The sequence below is a fragment of the Chlamydia sp. 12-01 genome, from assembly GCF_042234205.1.
Classification (GTDB): domain Bacteria; phylum Chlamydiota; class Chlamydiia; order Chlamydiales; family Chlamydiaceae; genus Chlamydia.
Map to the genome: position 1 here is coordinate 15,229 of NZ_CP114174.1, position 20,802 is coordinate 36,030.

A 20,802-nucleotide genomic window follows, 5' to 3' on the forward strand; every position below is an offset into this window, starting at 1 on the left:
TAACTATTAAGGTTATACCCACTCCTAAAAGCAGAAAACATTTTTTCCTATAACATAACAGGGAATGTACTATGAAAAACTCTCTTTACGGGTTTTTAATCTGTTCATCTTTTACCGCATCTATAGCGTTTGCGAACGCTGAAAACTTAACATCTTCGACAAGCTTTGATGGTTCTACAGGGAATGGGCAGTTTACCTCCAAACAAACCTCAGACGCAGGAGGCACTACCTATACGCTGACTGGGGATATAACTATTAAACATGTCAAAACAACAAACCCAGCAAATACAAGCTGTTTTAAAAATACCACAGGGAATATTACCTTCACAGGAGCTGACTATTCCTTAATATTTAAAGATATTACTTCCACAGCTCAAGGAGCTGCTATCAGTTCTAATACTGATGCAAAAACACTAACAATGTCGGGATTCAATGTCCTATCCTTCCTCTCCGCTCCCAATGCAATCACTGGGAAAGGCGCGATTTATTCTATAGGTTCAACAACAATCAAAGAGACTAAGAAGTTAATCTTTGATAGGAACTACTCTGCAGCAGCTGGCGGGGCTATCCATTGTGCAAAAACAGGAGGAACAGTAGCAACATTAACTTTGCAAGAAAATGACTCTATGATCTTTAGAGATAACTGCTCAGCAACTACAGGAGGCGCTATTCATGCTGAGAAGCTTGTTCTTAAATCTGGTGGCACTACCCTATTTACAAACAACCACGCTGCGCAAAAAGGCGGAGCCATTTCTATTGTTGGATCTGGAGAGATTAGCCTATATGCAGAGGGAGGTAGTATTATCTTTAAAGGAAATACCACTCTTAATGCAGGGAATAAGGTAAATAATGCGATTAACATAGGATCTAATGGGAAATTCTCAAAACTTGGAGCTAAAGAATCACAATCCATTCTATTTTATGATCCTGTAGTCGTTGAGGGAGCTTCTAATGAGAATTTAGAAATCAACAAAACTGATGGTGGAACAAACTACACAGGATCTATAATCTTTTCCGGAAAATATATAGATAGCCCTGAAGAAACGAAAAAGCATGTTTCGACATTTTCACAACCCATAACTCTATCTGCAGGATCTTTAATTTTAGAGGAAGGAGCTCATCTAGAAGCTAAATCTCTAACACAAACTGTAGGATCTAAAATTATCTTAGATCAAACTTCAAGTATAGAGACAAAAGAAAAAGTCGATATTAAAGAGCTTTGGCTACGTATTGATGATTTTAAAACACCAACAGCAACCAAGATCTCCACAGCAGGAAATGCTCATACCGTCACTGTTAAAGGACCTTTGGGAATCTTCGCTGATCATGAAGCTTTCTATGATAACCATGCTCTTGCTTACAACGTAGATCAAGAACTCCTACAACTTGCTGATAAAGATATCACAAAAATTGCATTAGTAGATGTTCCTGAAGCTGTTAGGGAAAATCTTAGCTCCCACCGTGGATATCAAGGAAGTTGGACTATAGATTGGAAAACCATTCCTGGTTCTACATCTGGAGGAACTACAATTCTTGGTACTAAAACAGCAACTGTTCATTGGAGACCTACAGGGTATATTCCTTTTGGTGGAGCTCAAGAAATCACTACACCTTTAGTACTTAACACCCTATGGGGAAATTTTACAGATATTCGCAATTTAGAAAGAACTGTAGAATCTCTAGCTACAAATTCTCTATACTCTGAAGGATTCTGGGCTGCAGGGATTAAAAATTTCCTACATTCTAACAGCACTGCAAGAAATTATGTCTTCCAACATAATAATGCAGGCTACGCTGTTGGTATAAATAAACACACGCTATCGAATAATGTATTTTCTGTAGCATTTTCTCAGCTATTTGGTAAGGATAGAGACAACGCTAACGGTCAAGTAGATCATCAAACATTTTCAGGATCTTTATATGCGCATCACGTGGGTTCGCTACCTATGTTGCGCTTCCTTTGTGGGGGATCTAAAGATTGCCCTCCTGAACTTCAAGCATCTCCTTCTATCCCCGTTATCGTAAATGCTCAGCTAAGCTACAGCCATAGCGATAATCATCTTACAATAATCCATAATGATAGAACAAAAACAACAGGAGATTGGTCTAATTATTCCTTAGCTGCAGAATTAGGATCCACATTTGTCTACAACCTGAGCAAATGCCCATCAATACTTAAGAACGTATCTCCATTTGTCAAACTCCAAGGGGTATATTCCGAACAAAAGAAATTCACCGAAGAAGGACTACGTCGCTGCTTATTCTCAAGTACATATCTAGCCAACTTGGCTCTTCCCTTAGGGATTAAAATCAACGGTGTGTGCCCTAGAGAGCTATTCGCCTACGATCTCTCTGCTATGTACGTGCATGATGTATTCCGCATCGATCCTGAAAGTATGACATTATTCTTAATTGGAGGTTTAGCTCCCTGGGCAACACCAGCTACAAATCTAGATAATAAAGCTGTGGTTATCCAAGGTTCTGGAAGATTTGCTGTTAGACCTAACATCGAAGTCTTCGCAGAAGGCAACTGTGAATTACGCTCATCATCACATAGCTATAACTATGATTTTGGCGCTAAAATACATTTTTAGATCTCTCTCACTCTCTGCTCTTTAAGAGCAGAGAGTTTCCTCTCTCCCTCCTATACTCTCTCTGATAAGCTTGAATTTTTTTATTTTTTCATCTATTGCGCGAGATAGTCCCTCATAACCCAAGATACCTTCATGAAACTCTCTGTTTATGGGTTTTTACTCTCGTCGTCCTTGCTATCCACCCACATAGCATTTGCTGAAAACTCCTCAGTATCTCCGACATCTCCACCAAGCGCTCCTTCTGGAGCATCTGCGAAAACAGCCACTAGTGAAGACTTATCTACAGGATTTGATGGGACTAGTGATGTCCAGCCATTCACTACTAAATCATCAAGTAATGACGCTGGGACAACTTATACATTAACTAAAAATATCACCTTCGCCAATATTAGTACCGCAACCACTACAGCAAGTTCTTCTAGTTCTTCGGGATCTCAACCCTCTGCAAGTGCGGCTCAAGGTAATACGGAGGGAAATTGCTTTAGTAATACTGCTGGGGATCTCACTCTTTATGGTCATTTTCATTCTCTGTCCTTCGAAAATATCTCCCTTACAGGAAAAGGTGCTGCTATTAGTAACACAGCATCGGGGAAAACAACCATTCTGAAGACATTTGGGAATCTTACATTCTCTAATTCTCCTGGATCTAGTGTTACAAATGGCAAGGGAGCAATCTATTGCCAAGAATCTTCACTACAAGTTATCAATACTACTAGAATCAAGTTCTTAAATAATCATTCCACAGAAAATGGTGGAGCAATTTGTTATGCTCCTGCACCAACTCCGCCTCCTACTCCTCCAGTCCTACAACCGCAACCTCAGCCACAACCCCAGCCTGCACCCCCTCAGCCTACATCCATACTTTCACCACTAGGATCTCCGATTCTTTCTTCTGATCCCCAGCCACAACCGGGAAGCCCTAGTAGTAGTCCAGGGAGTTCTGGTCCAGCTGCTCCAGCTCCGGCCCCCGCTCCGGCTCCTGTTCCAGCACCTGGACCTGGAGGACAACAATCTGTACAAACTACCTTCACTTTTAACAATAATTTCGATCTAACATTCACAGGAAACTCATCCGACAAATGTGGTGGAGCTATTTATGCTCAAAACCTAGTTATAGTTTCTGGTGGTGAGACACTATTTACTAATAATACAGCCAAAGAGAAAGGTGGAGCTATTGCAATTGCCGATGGGGGAAGCATTAGTTTGTCTGCAGATAGTGGGGTTATCGTTTTCGAAGGAAATACAGAAAAGAACGGCGAATCTAATGCTATAAGTCTCGGATCTTCAGCTAAAATCACACAACTACGCGCTACAGAATGGAGTCGAATCTATTTCTATGATCCTATAACTGGAGATCAGGCAAGTACTGAGAAATTAACAATTAATGGCTCAGACCAACCAGCTCCAGGAACCCCTACAGGACCAATTGTGGTAAGATCTTCAGCTGCACAGCCAACACCTAAAAACTACACGGGCACCATAGTTTTCTCGGGAAGGAATCGTACTAATGCTAGAGCACTAACTCAAACCTCTACCTTAACTCAACCTGTGGAACTAGCTGCAGGAACATTTGTTCTAGAAGATGGAGCTTTATTTTCCGCAAAATCTTTCACACAAACAAACACAAATTCTATAGTCTTGTTAGAACAAAATACCTCTCTACAGGCTTCTGATACAGTAGATCTAAAAAATTTATGGGTAGGCGTTACTGATGTAAATTCACAAGCATTTGCAATAGTTAGCGCGACAGGAGGTTCGGGGACAGTTCAAATTTCAGGACCTATCACTCTGGCTCTTTCTGATCCCGCATTCTATGAAAATCCAGATCTTGCAAAACAACTCGATAGAGAATTTCTAAAATTAACAACAACTAAAGGGAATATCACCCTTAATAATCAATCAGATCCAGTTCAACAAGATATCGGTGATCACTTAGGCTATCAAGGTATATGGCAACTAACTTGGAAGGATGCTCCGGTATCGGGCGGACAAGGATCTGAAAAAGTAGCCACCCTAGGTTGGCAACCTCAAGGTTACCTTCCTACCGCTGGAGACACACAAAGCTACACTTCTTTAGTTCCTAATAGTTTGTGGGGAATGGTTTCTGACGTTGCTGCTATCCAACGTTTAATTGAAGGTGAGGCAAATTCTGCGAAAGGTAAGGATATCTGGGGTGCAGGATTATCTAACTTCTTAAAAGGAAAGAAAACAAATAAAAATCGTAAGTTCCGAAATTTCAGCTCAGGCTATGCTGTAGGAACAAGCTCGCAATCCCTCCATCGTTTTAAATTTAGCTTTGGTTTTTGCCAGCTATTTGGAAGAGCTAAAGATTACGCAGGCGCCAGGATTCATGAAAAAATTCTTTCGGGATCTTTATATACGCAATACGATACAGAACTCTTACCTATTTTAAAATTCCTCTCAGGAACCTCAGTATTCAGACCAAAAATTCTAAAACAGATAACTGATGATTTCCCAGTAACCTTCCAAGCACAATTTGGTTACTTCTATGGAGACAACTCCATGAAAATAAAATATCTCGATGCTACACAAGCAAATAGCTCTTGGGAAAACCATTGCTATTCTGGAGATATGGGAACATCTATAGCTATTCCTATACATAGTAAAGACGGTATCATCCAAATGGCAACGCCATTTGTAAAAGTACAAAGCATCTATGTATACCAAAAAGGATTCCATGAGAAAGGCTTAAGACGTAGAGCTTTTGATCATACCTATTTGACCAACATCTCTATACCTTTAGGACTAAAAGTTCATGGAGATTCTCCATCTAAAGATCTCCATTATGAACTTTCCGCAGCCTATATAGGCGATGCCTATCGTCATAATCCCAAGAATACAACAACACCAATCGTAACTAATATTGTTGCTATACCATGGATAACAACAGCCACAAATCTACAAAGACACGCGGCAAGATTCCAAGGTGCTGGAGACTACTCTCTCACCTCATATATCCATCTGTTTGCTCAAGGAAGCATCGAGCTACGCAAGTCTGCAAGAAGCTATCATGCTAATGCAGGTAGCTCAATTCATTTCTAACGAATTTCCCCCTGTTCTTTTATAATAGGGGGAAAAATTCCACAACAAATCTATTTCCCCTAATCCTTTCGTTATAAATAACTTTGGGAAAAATCCCCTTATTGATCTTGATTAATTTCAAAGATTTTTCTATGTGAGGAAAGGCTTTTTCTCATCTCCCTCCCCTAAGCAAAAAAATATTCTAAAAATATACTTTTGAAATATCATATGACGCAAAGACCTAATCTATGGATTTTTTGCTGCTGTACTATATCCTACCTGTGTTTTCCACAAGCGTATTCCGCTGTGTCACAAACACTCACTTCTGCTGATAATTTTGATGGCGCAAATAATGCGATTTTCTCTGTTAAAGCTTCTGACAATGCTGAAGGAACTACCTACATTGCCTCAGAAGACATTTCAATACGAAATGTCTGTGCTACAAACCCTAGAAACACTAGCTGTTTTAAAAATACAAAAGGCCATCTTATATTTAATGGAAAGAATCACTGTTTGATCTTTGACAAAGTTATTCCAGATATCGAAGGGAAAGTGATTTTCAATGCTGCGGAGACTCTCTGCGCTTTCTCATCCTTTTCTAAGATTAGGTTTTCAGAACCTAAAAGCTCAAGAAAAGGAAAAAGTGCTATCGTTTCTAAAGGGGCTCTCATGTTTAAGTCTAACAATGAGATCATTTTTGATGGATGTTACTCATCAAATAAAGGTGGGGCTATCTGCTGTATACCTAATCCAGGATCAAAAAATCCATCTTCATTATCTTTTCTTCAAAATAGGAAAATTACCTTCTCTAATAATAGATCGATACATGGAGCTGGGGCTATCTATGCTAAAGATATGCACATAACAGCTATGGGTCCTACTCTATTTATCGGTAATACAGCTTCTGGAAATGACCATGCTCGACCCGCTGGTGGAGCTATTTCTATTGCACCCAACGGAGAGCTATCTTTATTCGCAGAAGAAGGCGATATCACTTTCGTAGGAAATATTACAGAAAGAGGGAGACATATCGAAAAAAATGCAATCCATTTAGAAAATGGTGCTTATATTAGCTTTATAGGAGCTAAAGAAGGAAGAGTAGTTGAACTCTATGACGCTATTACAGCGACATCTAGATCTAGTGTTCCTTTGCTTATCAATCAAATATCTCATGGAGATATACATAAAGGTACTGTTGTATTCTCTTCAACAGATTGTCTTAATCTATGCGCTTCACTAGCTTCCATAAATATGTCTAGAATCTTACAAAATGTAATATTAGCAGGTGGCACTTTAGATTTAAGTTCAGGAGCTATTCTTTCAGTTTTAGCTTTTGTCCAACGTCCTAATACAACATTTGTCTTAGATCAAAGTACAATGCTTAGAACGTTAGAAAATGCTACTTTCTCAAATATAGTTATACCAATAAAGGTTAATCTTTTAGATAAGATACAGAAAGACTCAAAAATTAAATTCCAATCACTATCTCTTCGACAACCTGGACAGATTTCACTCTTATCAGAAAATAAAACACTATCTCTATCAGGATCGATAACCGTTAAACTCCAAGATGAAGATTTTTATGAAAATCTAGAATTAGCAACACCTTTAGGAATCCCTCTATTTAAAATTGAAACCCGTGAATTAGATAATGCGCAAATAAAAGTTGATCATTTCAGCATTCCAACTGACCCTTACGGTTATCAAGGATCCTGGAGTCTTGAATGGATAGAGAGTGCTCCTAAAAAAATCAGCGAACATGTAACAACAAATGCAGAGAAACTTGCCCATATTGTCTGGACACCATCACATTACCGACCACGTCTTATCGACTCTAGAGGAAACTCTTTAGTTCCTAATAGCCTATGGAATGCTTTTGTAGATGTTCGAGGTATCCATAATCTTATGGATACTGTCTCTGACGGTAGCCTATACCACAATGGCTTGTGGATATCAGAAATCTCTAGATATTTCCATAAAGACCATCATAAAGATAACCGCGGGTTCCGTCATACTAGCGGAGGCTATGCATTAGGACTATCACAACAAACTCCTTCTAAAGATATCTTCAATATAGGCTTTTTCCAAATGTTTGGGGTTTCTAAAGATACTGCCTTAGCAAAAAACCGTGAGAACATCCTTGCAGGCTCTATATATGTACAACACGGCACACCTATAAAGCCTATCCTAAATTGGTCTTTAGGAAATTTGTTTGTTCGTCCTGAATTCTTAGAAAAGATCTCTCCGGATCTTTCTCTGATTTTGAGTGCTCAAGCAACTTATAGCCATAGTAAAAACAAGCTCACAATAACCCGGAAATCCTCAGAGATTACTCAAGGATATTGGAATACTCATTGTATAGGTGCTGAATTAGGATCTTCTTTATCCTTTGATTTCCATGAAGAGCATAATATCTTTCATCAAATCCTACCCTTTATGAATCTTCAAGGCATCTATGCTTATCAAAGGAAATTTAAAGAAGAAGGAGAGAAAAAACACAACATTACTAGTAGTAAATTAGGCAATGTCTCTTTACCTGTTGGTGTACGTTTGGAAGGACACGCTGCACGTTGGCCGATTTTCTATTCAACTTCGTTAGCGTTCATTACAGATCTATTCCGTCAGAATCCTTGCTGTACAATTACAGCTACCTATACACCCTTTGCTAAATGGGAAACCTCAGGAACCAACCTCTCAAGGCAAGCATTATCGACACAACTGTCTATGCATTGTGCAATTTTGGATAATATCACCCTATTTTCAAAATTCTGCGCAGAAATACGTAAATCTTCACAATATTATTCGGGAGATGTCGGCAGTCAGTTCCTATTTTAAGAAATGGGTATAAAAATCATTTACTCTTAAGAAATTCAGAAAACTTTTTCACAAAAAAAATTTCTGAATTTCTTTCACATTCAACTCTAGGTATTTTTAGAGAAATCTTCCTTGTAGTGAAGCATTCTTAGAGGGAAAATCAACAGAAAAGTCTAGTTCTCACAGCAGACTATCAAGCAATATAAAGTCTTTAAGGATAGGCATTTTATTCAAATGCTTTCCTATCCTATTGATCTTTTAATATTTTTTGTTTATTAGCAAAATCAATCTTGTTGCATCCTCTTGAGCAAATGAAAGCGTCCCTTCGTAAGTTTCTAATTTCAACAACGCTAACTCTTCCTTGTTCATTCCAAGCCTTTTCTTTGGAAATCGTGGTTCCTCACGGAATTTATGATGGCAATCTTAGAGATACGTTCCCCTATACGATTACATCAAATCCAGAGGGAACAACGGCAATACTGTCAGGAAATCTACATCTTTTAAATCTTGACAACTCAATGGTAGCAACACCTTCAAGCTGCTTTTTCAATTCCATTGGATCCATGACAATTGTGGGTAAAAACCATAATTTAACCTTTGTAAATCTTCGCACATCGGTAAATGGTGCTGCACTAAGCTCTATTCCTACAGCAGATCCAGATACAAGCCCTTATACGATTACAGGAATGAACACCCTGTCTTTCTCTAACTGCGTAGCCTTAATGGCTCGCACTACTAACCCAGTTAATCCAAAAGGTGGGGCGGTATATTCCAAGGCTCCTATATTTTTTCAAAATATTCAGAATCTGATATTTAAAAATAATAGCGCTGCTGATAATGGTGGTGCTCTTTGGGCACAAGTAGTAGGGATTAGTAATATAAAGAAATCGATGCAATTTCTTAGTAACGTCGGTGCAAACGGCGGAGCTATCGGTGCATCTAAAAGCCTAAACGTTACACAATGTCCTTCGATCCTCTTCAGATCTAACTCTGCCGAGAAACTCGGAGGTGCTATCCATTCAGTTGATCCTACAACAGTACAAAATCCACCACCAGCTCCTCCTCCTACCACTCCAGCAGGACCGGTAAATACTGTCATTAGCTTCTCAGGAAATGGCTCTGTACAATTTGACTCAAATAACGCTAAATCTGGCGGAGCTGTCTATTCCAAGGGGAACATCAACTTCACAAATAACGCACAATTGCTTATGCAGAATAACTCTGCATCTCCTGAAGTTGCTGATAATAATGAAGTACTAGGACAAGGCGGAGCTATTTATTGCACACAGCAAACTCCAAATCCACCAGCTCCAGATACTCTTCCATTCACAGGGTTAACTATAGCCAATCAAAATGAAATCTTCTTCGCGAATAACTTCGCTGCAACTGCAGGTGGAGCTATTTATGGGAAAAAAGTCAGTATTACCTCTTCAGGGAAAACGGTGTTTACAAACAACATCTCAAAAGATGGTGGTGCCATCTATATTCCTGATAATGGGGATTTAAGCTTATCTGCTGACTATGGTGATATGATTTTCTATGAAAATTTAAAAACCAATGACGCAACTACTACTAGAAATGCCATTAGCCTAGGAAAGGGAGCAACAATTAATCTATTAGCAGCATCTGGAAATTACAAACTCTGTTTCTATGATCCTATTGTGACTACTATTCCAGATACAGCTCATAGTGATGATAAAAAACTAACTATCAATCAAGATAGAACATCTTCTACTCCTTTTACTAACCATATTGGAACAATTCTATTTTCAGGAGCTCAGGTCGATAGCCAAAGTGCTAGTACTACAGCTAATTTTGAATCAATTATCTATCAGAAAGTCGTTCTAGGCGGTGGAAAACTTGTTCTAGCAGATAAAGCAAGCCTATCTGTTATTTCCTTTGAGCAAGAATCCGATTCTATTCTTCTAATGGATGATGGGACAACCCTTGCGACCACTGAGAACTCTGCAAGCGGTGTTACAGCTGGTGGAGGTGGCGGAGGAGGTGGTGGAAGTGTCGCCACCCCGACTGTTAATAGTGGATCTATTTCATTAACAGATCTCCATGTCAATATCAGTTCGCTTACAGAAGCTGGTGAGGGAGCAAAAATTGATGTAAAGGGTACAAATGGTACAATTACATTAACAGGATATCTATCCCTAGACGATCTCTCAGGAATTGCTTATGAGAATCATGATCTCTTCAATAAAGATACAGTCACTCTCAAAGTTCTCTCTCTCTCTACGAAAGATGATAATAAAATAACAGAAAGCGGTTTCCAACTCACTCCTAGGGGAGACACTGAGCCACAATATGGTTATCAAGGTTCTTGGAAACTTGTCTGGGAAAATGGAACTGATGCTAATGCCAATAAAAAGAAAACTCTAAAAGCTACCTGGACAAAAACAGGTTTTATTCCTAGTCCTGAACGTCAAGCATCTTTAGTTCCTAATAGCTTATGGGGAGCTTTTATAGATCTACGCTCTATGAATGCCCTAGCTACAGCAAGCTGTGATGGCTTTGGCTACGGTAAGGGATTATGGGTAGCTGGAATTTCTAATGTATTCCACCATGATCGTAATAGCGTATCTCACGGTTTCCGTCGTATTAGCGGTGGTTATGTTATTGGAGCAAATTCACAAACAATTTCTGATTCTGTATTTGGAGTAGCCTTCTCCCAGGTATTCGGTAAGTCTAAAGACTACGTAGTCTCCACAACAAAATCACAAGCTATAGTAGGTAGCGCATACCTATCAATAAAACGTCAGTTAAGCAACACTATCTTCACATCGTTTGCTGCAAGAATTAACTACAGCCATACTAACGAAGATATGAAAACACGCTATACTTTCATCCCTGAAGAAGATGGCAATTGGGATAACAATTGCTGGCTAGGAGAAGTAGGCGGAAGCTTACCTATTGCTTTACAAACTACTAAATTACATCTAAATCAATTCGTTCCTTTTGTGAATGTTCAGCTTGGCTATGCTGAACATGGCTCCTTTAGAGAAAAACTCGCAGAAGCACGCTCCTTTTGCTCTTCTCGTTTGATCAACTTAGCGATTCCTTGTGGGTTTAAAATTGACAGGCGTTCTCACTCTCATCCGGATTTTTATAGCTTAGCTATATCCTACGTTCCTGATGTATGGAGAAGGAATCCAGGATGTGACATTTTATTACTCGCAAATGGATTTTGTTGGAAAACGCCAGCAACAAATCTTGATAGACATGGTTTGCTAATGCAAGGATCAACACATACAGCTGTGAATAATAATATTGAAATCTTTAGCCACGGTAGTTGTGAACTACGCAGATCCTCACGCAACTACAATATAAATGTAGGAAGTAAATTTCGATTCTAAATACTACTAACGATAGGGTTGAGGCATGCCTCTTTCTTTAAGATCTTCTTCTTTTTGCTTTTTGGCTTGCTTATGCAGCTCGGGGTGGGTTTCTGCCCAAACCATAAATCAAGCTAAGCTTACGCCTCCTTTGTATAATATAGGAGAAGCTTTCCACCTGACTTCGAATTGTTTCATTGAGAATGCCTACGGAGCTAAATTCCCTTCATCTTTCTTAGGATCGAGCACGAATTTCACAATATTTGGAAAAAATCGCTCATTAACATTTGTGCAATGTCAAGCTCCTGCGAAAGAAGGTGCATCGTTAATCTCAGCTACAGAAGCTTTGACATTAACGAGTCTTTCTAAGCTTGTTCTTAATGAAAACATCTCTACAGGAAAGAATGGTCTTATCTCAGGGAAAAATATCTCAGTTACTTCCTCGAAGTCTCTAATAGTTACAAATAATAGAACCCCCTATACTCCTGTAGTTACTACATCTACTCCTCCTCCTGGAACGACTACGATAAATTGTTTCTGTGGTTCTGCGATTCATACGGAGGCAAAATTAGATATTACGAAAATTCGTGACAACATTACCTTTGATAGCAACTCTGGGAACTTTGGAGCAGCTCTTCTCAATAATACAGCGGCCACCTGCAATATCGAGAATAACTCTGCAACAATCTCTTTCTCTCAAAACTTTGCTGCTTGCGGTGGTGGTGCGATTTATGATGGAACGATCACCTTTAAGAACAACTCAGGGCCGATTACCCTATCAGGAAATACCGCGGCAAATGGACTATTAGCTACCCAGCCAACTTCTCCTACAGTTGTAGGTGCAGGTTGTGGAGGCGCAATTTGTTCACCAACAAAATCCGTTTCCTTTTTTAATAATACAGGTGAGTGTACTTTAAATTATAACCTTGCCGAAAAAGATGGTGGGGCTATTTATGCAACTACATGTGATCTTCAAACTAGTTCTCATACATATCTAAATAAAAATTCCGCCAAAGAAAATGGCGGAGCTATTTGTGCAAAAGTCCTCACAATAGATTCTAAAGGCCCTATGATGTTCTTTAACAATAGAGCACAAAAAGGCGGAGCTATCTATGTTGCTTCTACCATTGGGGACGCTAGCAATCCATCTACCTCCTCTTTAAGTTTAACATCAAGTGCTGGAGATATGGTCTTTATAGGCAATATGCTCGATAATCGACCTGGAACACGTAACTCTATACATGTGGAAGGAGATGCTAAAATCACTTCTCTCAATGCTGCAGGATTAGCTAATATTATCTTCCATGATCCTATTACAAATCCTGGACCTAAAACTACAACTCCTACTACTTTAGATACGATTAGCATCAACTCCGCAGGATTTTCTGGATCAGTAAAATTCACATCAGAGACGCTTACCATATCAGAAAAGCTAAATCCAAAAAACTCTACGACTTCTTTATTTGGTAAAGTTGTGATTGGAGATGGTCAGCTTATTGTAACCAATAACGCTAAGGTAGATGTTCTTGGTTTGACTGCAGAGACAGGAAGATTAACTTTAGGTTCTGGTGCCTCTGTTGGTATGCTCACAACCAATGGAAACCAACCAGCTCCTACAGACTTTAGTATTAAAAAATTAGGTTTTGATGTTAGATCTTACCTAAATCCAAATTACTCCACTGCTACTGTAACCACGCTAAATAGTAAGACAATTACATTAGAAGGTTCTTTAGAATTAGTTTCTGAAGATAATGAGGACCTTTATGATAACCCTCTATTACTAGGCTCATTATCTATTCCAATGGCTACTTTCACAAGTAATAGTAGTAATAATGCTAGTGATCCAACAAAAACTAACTTCACTACAGGAACCCTTGCCACTTCTCAACATTACGGCTATCAAGGAGTATGGTCATCTACATGGGATACACCTCTCTTAGCTCCTACACCCAATGGGGGCATCCCAACAGGAACAAATAACCGTACTCTCTATGTTGTATGGAAACCAGATCCAGCATACCATGCTCCTTATATCTTAGATCCCGAGCGTCGTGGAGAACTTGTATCCAATACCCTATGGACCTCTTTCTTAGCAACGCAAGCATTCTCAGAAGCCTTAGAAGAAACCTTCCTTTGTGAACAAGAAGGTGTTCTTGTTTCTGCAAAGGCTATCGGCAGTTATGTCCGTCATCCTGTACAAAAGACACATGATGGATTTAGAGGAAGATATGGAGGTTATCAAGCCTCTATTGGCATCCATTATCCTGATGATGCTTCTGTAGGTTTAGCTTTCGGACAACTTTATGGACAAGTAAAGAGCAAACCTTACGATGCACATAGCACAGAGCAAATTAGCTTAATCGCTTTCTTCGGGAAATTTCCTATTGCCACAGAAAAGACTGCAACAAATGTCTCCTGGGAAGCCTCGTATGGTTACGCAGTAAACCGTATGAAAACAAATTACATAAACTCTATCACCCAAAGAACCCGAAAATCTAAAGGACGTTGGCATAACAATACTTACTATGCTTCCGTATCTGTAGAGCATCCGTTCTTAACATGGTGCACTCTCACACGTAAAGTTGCCCGTGATTTTGAACTCTCAGGATTTATATCTGCAGAGTTTATGGGTGGTTGGCAAAATGCATTTTCTGAAACAGGTGCGCTACCACGTAGTTTCTCTAGGGGTCGTGGTCACAACATTACCCTACCTATAGGATTTACTTCAGAATGGTACACACCATTTAAAAAAGCACCTTCAACACTGACACTAAAACTCGCTTATAAACCTGATGTCTACAGAATAAATCCTCATAATGTAGTCACCGTCTTAGCAAATGGTGAGAGTATTCCTATAACAGGAGCACAAATTCCTCGTAACGGATTCTACCTACAAATGCATGACAGTGTGGAACTCTCCCAGCATGCAACAGGATTCGTGGATTACGTATTTGATTCGAAAAAATCTTATGCAGGCCATCGTATAACGACAGGATTGCAAGGAAGATTCTAAACACCTACCGAGAGAAATTTTCTTTGCCCTAGGGGAATTTCTCTCTTTTTCTCAATCGCTATTCTTTTAACTCACAAACTACCCATACCAGTATAGAAAAACCCTATGTGTTTTTCTAAGCCACTGCTATCAAAGTAAATATCTTTAGGAGTTGCTAGACAAAGATCAAAGAAATCTTTATATATCAAGAAATCATATCCCCTACGATATTCTCAGATATGTATTTAGCACCTCTCTCTTTAGTTTTATTTCTTTGTTTCTGCTCCTACGGATATGGAAAAGAGCATTTCAAAACGGATGATAATTCTTCTCTTTCCGATTTTTATTTTCCTATTCCTATGAAGGAATACTCCCCAATAGATAAACGTTTTCCAAGGGATACTTCTACAGATCTTTCGATATCGAATTACCTGCAGACGGAGTTCTTTTCTGATCAATCTAACAAAACTATGGGAGGCGTAGTTTCCTGCAAATCGCTGAATCTAACAAACAATCTGGAGTCCATGTTCTTTGTAGGCAATAGGTCTTTAGAAAACGGTGGAGCGATTTATGCTGTAGAAAATGTCTTAATATCTAAAAACACTAGTGTTGTTTTTTCTAAAAACAACTCTTTAGATACGTTTTCTACACCATTGAGTGCTACGTGTTCTGGAGGCTCTATAGCCACGAAAAACTTCGAAGCTTCTTACAATACAAAATCCTTAGAGTTCGTTGCTAATACTTGCAAATATCGTGGTGGAGCGATTTATGCAGAAACTAAGTGTGTGCTTTCCAATAACTCCGCAGATATTCTTTTTGAAGGAAATCTAGCTACCTTTCTGCCCAGCTTTGGAGGGGCAATTTATACAGAGTCTTGTGAAATTGCTAATAATTCGGGGAAAATCACTTTTATCAACAATGGCGGACAAGGCGGAGCTATTCGAGCAGAGACATCGACAACCATTAAAGACAATACAGGAACGATTATTTTTATGAATAATCGTGCACCTATCTCTGGTATGAACCCTTTTACAGCTGATCATGAATATGCTAGAGGCGGGGGGATACTTAGTTCACAAATTACTATAGAAAATAATACCGGGCCAATTTACTTCGATGGGAATCTAGCTTCTGCTTATGGAGGGGCGCTAGATTATACCCGCCTTACCATCAAAAATAATGGGCCTGTATACTTCTTGAATAATAGTGCTCATCAAGGGGCTGCTTTATATGTAAAAAATGGTGGAGGTACAACTACTATATCCGCAGATTATGGCGATATAGTTTTTGATAATAACGTTATAAATGAAGGTAATCACCTCGTACGTTGCATATCACACTTCGGGGCTTCGCATACCTTATCGTTAGGAGCACGCCAAGACTATAAAATATGTCTCTATGATACGATAAATACAAATAATCTAAATTCATTCTCCATCAATCCTGAAGCTCATCATACGGGTGCAGTGGTATTTTCAGGAAAACATGTACAGCCTACTTTGATTGATAATCTACGGAATTTTCAAACTAGCTATATTGGAGAAATCACCGTTAAATACGGTACTCTAGCCATAAAGAGTGGTGCTCAGCTTTCTGCATATAAAATTACACAAGATGATTCTAGCTATCTAGCTTTAGGGAAAAATACTGTTGTCAGAACTCAAGAGAAGAGCTCCTCGGATAAAACTAGTATCTTACAACTAAAAAATCTTCTCATTGATCTTCCAGAAGTTTTAAATCCTCAATCTGAGCCTCCCATGATCTGGATGTATCCAGATACAAATAACAATAAATTTATAGAAAATACTAATGCAGAAATTACGATAAAGGGCTCTATAGAGCTTTATGACGGAAAACAAAAGGATTTCTACGATAGTTTAGATCTTTCACAGCCTATAAATGGTATAGCTTTGCTACACCTATCAGAAACGGCAGCCAAGGCCATTACAACTACAGATCTGAATATCCAAACGATAAATCCTGGTGAACATTACGGTCATCAAGGTCTCTGGTCTCCTTATTGGGCAGAGATCACAACAGCAACAAATGATGCTAGTGCAGAAACGGCAAACACTAAGCATAGATACCTTTATGCAGATTGGACACCATTAGGCTACACACCCAACCCTTTATATAAAGGCGATCTTGTTCCTAATCTCCTCTGGCAATCTGCCTACCTTATAGCAAATATCCCCTCTTCTATGCCTAAAAGCAATCTAGAAGAGAGCACATTTATTGAAGGAGAGGGACTAGGGCTTTATATTCATCAAAGTAATAAATATGGAAATTCAGGATTTTCTTCGCGAGCTTATGGTTATGCTGTTAAAGGACAAGCTACATCAGCAACAAATCAATGCTTTGCGCTATCTTTTGCTCAAATCATTGGAAAAACTCTAGAAAATCAAACGAATCATAAAAGTAACTCCCACAGCTATCTTGCCAGCCTTTGCTGGCATGTTCCCTGGTTTAATGATTCTTTAATTACATCAGCATCTTTTAGATATTGCTATTCAGATCATCATTTGAAAAGTTCTTACAACCAAGGCCAACAAAAATCACAAACTGAGTTTTATAATCATGCTCTATGTGCAGTATTTGGCTGGGCTGCACCCGAGCTATATGTTTTCTCTGACTTCTCAATCACACCTTTTATGCAAATAATTGCTCTACAGGTAGAGCAAACAGATATAAAAGAAGTAGGTGATTATGCACGTACATTTTCTAATCAACATCCCCTAAGAAATATTGCCCTACCTATAGGAGGAGAATTCTCTGGTTCTTCATATTCTAAAATCCCCACAACATGGGAATTAGAATTTTCCTATCAGCCAACAATCTATAGAAATAAACCTAAGGTACTCACCACACTACTAGCAAGTAAAGGATCGTGGTCATCTTCAGCAACCTCTGTAGCGAAAAATGCCTTCCACGCTAAGGGAAAATACTCAATTTATCCCTTCCCTAACTTACGTGTTTTCCTAAACTACCAACTCGATCTCTCTTCATCTACAACAGCACACTATGTACATATAGGAAGTAGGTGGTTATTTTAATTATGAAGCTTAAAAAGATCCCTATGCAACATTCTCTACGTCTACTTGCTTTATTCTCCCTTACTTCTATTACTTCTATAGAAGCTAGAGATCTAATTTTCCCCTCTATTATTCCTTCTCTAGGTCTTCCTTCTCTTCCCGATTCTTTAGAAGCTTATATGGAGGAGACAAATTTATTAGGAAATACACGTGGACATGCTTCACTTACATTAAATAATTATGACAAGCTTATAGCTTCTGCACAGATAGCAATTGAACAAGGTACTGTTTTAGAATGTATTAATCTAAACATCTACAATACACAAGGTCCTATGATCTTTGTGAACAACAGTACTCAGGAAAAAGGTGGTACATTTTTCGCAGATAATGTGCAAATAGCAAATAATAATGGCTTCATTCTATTTTCTAATAATTCAGCGAAAAACAGTAATACTAATATCAATGCCAGCATATTCTCATGGGGAGGAGCTATGTCTGCTGACAATGTTGGAATCATCCATAACAAACGGCCTATCTATTTCTTGATGAACTCCTCAACTCTTGATGGTGGTGCGATCTACGCTGCTAACGTCACACTGTCAGACAATAAAGCTCCTTGTATTTTCTATAATAACATATCCATATGGGATACGAATAGAGGTGGAGCTATACGAACAACTAACTTCAATAGTTCAGAAAATACTAATGATATTTTCTTTATCAATAATCGTGCGGGATCAGGAGGAGGAATTGCTGCATATGGCAATTGCAGTTTCTATAAAAATAAAGGAAATATCGTCTTCACAAACAATATAGCTTGTAATCTAAGTTCTATGGATAAGTCTGAAGGAGGGGGCATAACAACAAGTTCCCTATCTTTCATAGAGAATTCTGGTAAGATTATTTTCCAAAGCAACTCCTCCACAGGATTAGGAGGTGCTTGTCAATGTGGTCCTTTGACTATTAAAGAAAACCACGATGTATACTTTATCGATAATTCTGCAGAAATAGGTGGGGCAATAAACTGTGGATCTATTTTCATATCAGCAGATTATGGCAATGTGATTTTTAACAATAACCGCTGTCTTCTTACTGATGGTGACACCTATAGAAATGCTATAAAATTAAAGAATGACGCTGCAATGGAACTGGGAGCAAAATACTCCCAAGCAATCCTTTTCTATGATCCCTTAGAATACGACAATACAGGCACAAATCATATAGTCATTAACCCCCGTAGTGATCATCAAGGCTGTATTGTCTTTTCAGGAGCTACTGTCAATGGTGATTTAAGAACAGAAAAGAATCTGTTTTCACAATCTAAAAATAAAATAGAGCTGAAAAACGGAGTTCTTGCCATTGAAGATGGCGCAGGAATAGCTACTTACCAATTCGAACAAACTGGTGGTAGGTTATGTCTTGGAAGCGGAGGAACCCTCGCAGCAAAAGAACAAAGTAGTAGTGCAAAAACTGCTACAGCCACAATAACGGATCTCGGTCTAAATCTCCCCTCGTTACTTTCAGGATCACAACCTGCAAAACTATGGATTTACCCTGCAGCAACAACAACTACCGATGCTAGTACATCTGTAACGACTACAACATTTGCAGAAAATCCTGATGCTTCCATCATCCTATCAGGAAATCTTACACTGACTGATGAAGAAGGGAATAGTCCCTACGACACTCTAAACCTATCTCAAGGTAAGAACCATATTCCCTTGCTCTATCTTTGTGATAATACAAATCCAAAAATTAACTTAGACAAACTCAATATCAACGCCATTAACGATACAGAGCATTTCGGTTATCAGGGAGTATGGGCTTTAAAATGGGAAGAAAAGACAACCGCTACGGAAAATACCTCAGCAGATAAAGCGAATACGAATCATAAATACTTGTATGGAGATTGGACTCCAACGCACTACCTTCCTAATCCAAAATACCAAACAGCTCTCGTAGCTAATACTCTTTGGGAAACTTTCTACACAACGATGTCGAGCATGCGCACGTTTCCTGATATCATGGAAATTCCTGTTATTTTTGAGCTTCAAGGACAAGGATTAATAACATCTATTCATCAATGCAACCGTCTGACGAAACCAGGATTCCGTATGGAATCCTCAGGATATGCCGTAGGCACATCCTCAGCCAAAGCAACACAACAGAGAATTTCATTTTCCTTTGCTCAGCATTTTGCCCATCTTAAAGAAAAGAAATCAGAAAATAAACTCTCTTCGAAAAACTATGTTGCAGGTATGCAGCTGCGTCTTCCTTGGTTTGATGAGGAGATAATCACAACTACAACATTGATTTACAACTACGGCTCTCACAACACAAAACATAGCTATAAAAAAGAAAATAAAATCTCCCGTGGAAATTTCTACAGTCATAGCTTTGCAGCGTCCTTTAACACCACATTTGAGCTAAATCCAATTCATGAAGACTTTGATTGTGCCGTATTTATAGAAGCTATAGCTTTCAGAGGATCGTTATCTAGTTTCTCAGAAATTGGAGATTATGCAAGAAGCTTCGCAGTTATTCATCCATTATACAATCTCACTTTACCCATGGGAATCCTTTGTCAGTGGTCGCATGATGTACATTTATTATCCTCATGGAAGCTGCAACTTGCCTACCATCCTGTTATCTACAGACACTATCCTGAATTGCATACCACACTACTAACAAGTAAGGGATCTTGGGAATCTGAAGGTACTCACGTTACACGCAACGCATTATCATTTGCTATCGGAAATGAAACCTACCTATCTAATAGCCTGAAAGTCTTTTTCGATTATCAAGCGAACTTCTCCTCTTCTACATTCTGTAATTATTTAAAAGCAGGAAGTACTTTAGAATTTTAAGAAATACGAAGTTCCACGATAAAGTGATCTTTGTAAATGACAAAGAACGTAGAATCCAATAATCCTTTATGAATTAAAAGTTAACATTTTCTAAGATCTCATAATATTATAGAGATCTAC

At 38.7% G+C, this 20,802-nt stretch carries 7 protein-coding genes; all 7 read left to right on the forward strand.

The window, feature by feature from the left end; genetic code table 11:
- The first annotated feature begins 71 nt into the window (after positions 1-71).
- Complete coding sequence (locus O1W69_RS00045; protein ID WP_375793520.1) at positions 72-2,594, forward strand: autotransporter domain-containing protein; 2,523 nt, start codon at positions 72-74, stop codon at positions 2,592-2,594.
- 132 nt (positions 2,595-2,726) lie between these two features.
- A complete protein-coding gene (locus O1W69_RS00050) occupies positions 2,727-5,657 on the forward strand; it encodes a polymorphic outer membrane protein middle domain-containing protein (protein ID WP_375793521.1) in 2,931 nt (976 codons plus the stop codon).
- 207 nt (positions 5,658-5,864) lie between these two features.
- Positions 5,865-8,471, forward strand: coding sequence for a polymorphic outer membrane protein middle domain-containing protein (locus O1W69_RS00055; protein WP_375793522.1), 2,607 nt, complete (start codon positions 5,865-5,867; stop codon positions 8,469-8,471).
- 290 nt (positions 8,472-8,761) lie between these two features.
- Entirely contained in the window at positions 8,762-11,812 is a 3,051-nt protein-coding gene (locus O1W69_RS00060) for a polymorphic outer membrane protein middle domain-containing protein (RefSeq protein WP_375793523.1), read from the forward strand.
- 25 nt (positions 11,813-11,837) lie between these two features.
- The gene (locus O1W69_RS00065) at positions 11,838-14,804 is read left to right on the forward strand and encodes a polymorphic outer membrane protein middle domain-containing protein (RefSeq protein WP_375793524.1); all 2,967 of its coding nucleotides are present in this window, start codon (positions 11,838-11,840) and stop codon (positions 14,802-14,804) included.
- 218 nt (positions 14,805-15,022) lie between these two features.
- Positions 15,023-17,836 carry a polymorphic outer membrane protein middle domain-containing protein gene (locus O1W69_RS00070; RefSeq protein WP_375793525.1) on the forward strand — a complete coding sequence of 938 codons (2,814 nt, stop codon included), beginning with the start codon at positions 15,023-15,025 and terminating at the stop codon, positions 17,834-17,836.
- 2 nt (positions 17,837-17,838) lie between these two features.
- Entirely contained in the window at positions 17,839-20,682 is a 2,844-nt protein-coding gene (locus O1W69_RS00075) for a polymorphic outer membrane protein middle domain-containing protein (protein WP_375793526.1), read from the forward strand.
- The last annotated feature ends 120 nt before the right edge of the window (positions 20,683-20,802 follow it).

What these genes read in the sequence shown, in the direction of transcription:
- O1W69_RS00065 (WP_375793524.1), top strand. Translation starts at nt 11,838, where the DNA reads ATGCCTCTTTCTTTAAGATCTTCTTCTTTTTGCTTTTTGGCTTGCTTA.
- O1W69_RS00050 (WP_375793521.1), top strand. Translation starts at nt 2,727, where the DNA reads ATGAAACTCTCTGTTTATGGGTTTTTACTCTCGTCGTCCTTGCTATCC.
- O1W69_RS00045 (WP_375793520.1), top strand. Translation starts at nt 72, where the DNA reads ATGAAAAACTCTCTTTACGGGTTTTTAATCTGTTCATCTTTTACCGCA.
- O1W69_RS00075 (WP_375793526.1), top strand. Translation starts at nt 17,839, where the DNA reads ATGAAGCTTAAAAAGATCCCTATGCAACATTCTCTACGTCTACTTGCT.
- O1W69_RS00060 (WP_375793523.1), top strand. Translation starts at nt 8,762, where the DNA reads ATGAAAGCGTCCCTTCGTAAGTTTCTAATTTCAACAACGCTAACTCTT.
- O1W69_RS00055 (WP_375793522.1), top strand. Translation starts at nt 5,865, where the DNA reads ATGACGCAAAGACCTAATCTATGGATTTTTTGCTGCTGTACTATATCC.
- O1W69_RS00070 (WP_375793525.1), top strand. Translation starts at nt 15,023, where the DNA reads ATGTATTTAGCACCTCTCTCTTTAGTTTTATTTCTTTGTTTCTGCTCC.